Source organism: Actinosynnema sp. (assembly GCF_052038725.1).
On sequence record NZ_JBQGCX010000320.1, the window covers coordinates 1 to 1,550 of the forward strand.

Here is a 1,550-nt window from a genome sequence, read left to right on the forward strand (position 1 = left end):
GGGTGACCGGGATCCGCTGCGACGTCGGCGACCTGGCCGACCTCGACGCGCTCTACGCGGCGGTCGCGGAGCGGGCGGGGCGGATCGACGTGCTCGTCGCCAACGCCGGGATCGGGATCACCGCCCCGCTGGGCGAGATCACCGAGGAGCAGTTCGACGCGATGTTCACCACCAACGTCAAGGGCTCGCTGTTCACCGTGCAGAAGGCGCTGCCGCTGCTGGCCCCCGGCGCGTCGATCATCTTCACCGGGTCGTCGGCCGCCACCCGCCCGCAGCCGTACCTGCCGGTGTACGGGGCGACCAAGGCCGCGATCCGCAACCTGGTCCGGGGCTTCGCCCACGGCGCGGGGGCGGGCGGGTACCGGGTCAACGTGCTCTCCCCCGGCGGCACCCGCACCCAGGGCCTGATCGACCTGGTCCCGGCCGCCGAGCTGGACGCGGCGGGGGCGACGATCCCGCTCGGCAGGCTGGCCGAGCCCGAGGAGATCGCGGCGGCGGCGGTCTTCCTGGCCTCGGACGCCTCCAGCTACGTCAACGGAGCCGAGCTGGCGGTCGACGGCGGGGCCGCCCAGATCTGACGGCTGCCGGGAACACCTCCCCCGGCACGCGGGAATTCCGACGAATCGCACTGGACAGGGGCTGTCCAAGTGGGACACTGTGGGCCGCTTTTTCACATCACCGGGGGTATCGGATGGTCATCTGGGGTTGGCGCACGAAGGCGTTCCTGCTGGGGATGGTGACGCTGCTGTGCTCGCGGTGCGGGAACCCGGCGGCCCAGGCCGTGCACAAGCTGGTCACCAAGTTCACGCTGTTCTTCATCCCGCTGTTCCCGGTGCGGATCAAGCGCGTCGTGCAGTGCACGTTCTGCGGCGCGGAGGGCAAGCTGACCAAGGAGCAGGCCGAGCAGCTGATCGCGCAGGGCGCCGGTCAGCCGCCCGCGCAGCCGCATCCCGCGCAGCAGCCGCAGCACCCCGGTTACTTCTGAGCGGGAACACCGCCCAGGAGGCGAAGAACCCCTCCTCCCCCGAACCGGACTTCCTCCCGGCGCGGCGGAGAAGGGGTTCTCCCGTTCCGGGGTTCTCCCGCTCCGGGGTCCTCCCGTTCAGGCGTTCCTCCCGGTCAGGCGTTCGCGCGCTCCTGCTTGAGCACGCCCGCGAGCAGCACGACCAGCGCGCCCGCGATCGGCACGACCACCAGCCCCAGGCGCAGGCTCGACGCGTCCGCGATGAGCCCGACGACCGGCGGGGACAGCAGGAAGCCCAGGCGCATCAGCCAGGACACCACGGTCAGCCCGGTGCCCGGCCGCAGCCCCGGCAGCTCGTCCGCCTCGTGCATCGCGGCGGGCACCAGCGTGGCGATGCCCAGGCCCGCCGCCGCGAAGCCCACGACGGTGCCGGGCACGGTCGGCAGGGCGAGCGCGCGCCCGAAGCCGACCGCGACGACGATCCCGCCCGCCCTGGCCACGGTGCGCTGGCCGAACCGGTCGACCAGCCGGTCGCCGCTGATCCGGCCGATGAACTGGGTGCCCACGAGCGCGATGTAGCCGGAGG

General features: G+C 72.9%; 3 protein-coding genes. 2 read left to right on the plus strand and 1 reads right to left on the minus strand.

What is annotated here, in order from left to right:
- Positions 1–578: SDR family NAD(P)-dependent oxidoreductase (locus ACTUAL_RS06340; protein WP_440899589.1), on the plus strand; the 578-nt coding region annotated here is incomplete at its 5' end.
- A 113-nt stretch (positions 579–691) separates the two neighbouring features.
- Positions 692–985: a zinc-ribbon domain-containing protein gene (locus ACTUAL_RS06345; RefSeq protein ID WP_096495105.1), complete on the plus strand. Its 294-nt coding sequence runs from the start codon at positions 692–694 to the stop codon at positions 983–985.
- Positions 986–1,119: 134 nt separating this feature from the next.
- On the opposite strand, the gene ACTUAL_RS06350 is transcribed toward ACTUAL_RS06345, so the two are convergent.
- Positions 1,120–1,550, minus strand: a 431-nt coding sequence (locus tag ACTUAL_RS06350) for an MFS transporter (RefSeq protein WP_440899590.1), incomplete at its 5' end; no start/stop codon positions are given.

Excerpts from the sequence above, each read along its gene's own strand:
- ACTUAL_RS06345 (WP_096495105.1), top strand. The coding sequence starts at position 692 with ATGGTCATCTGGGGTTGGCGCACGAAGGCGTTCCTGCTGGGGATGGTG.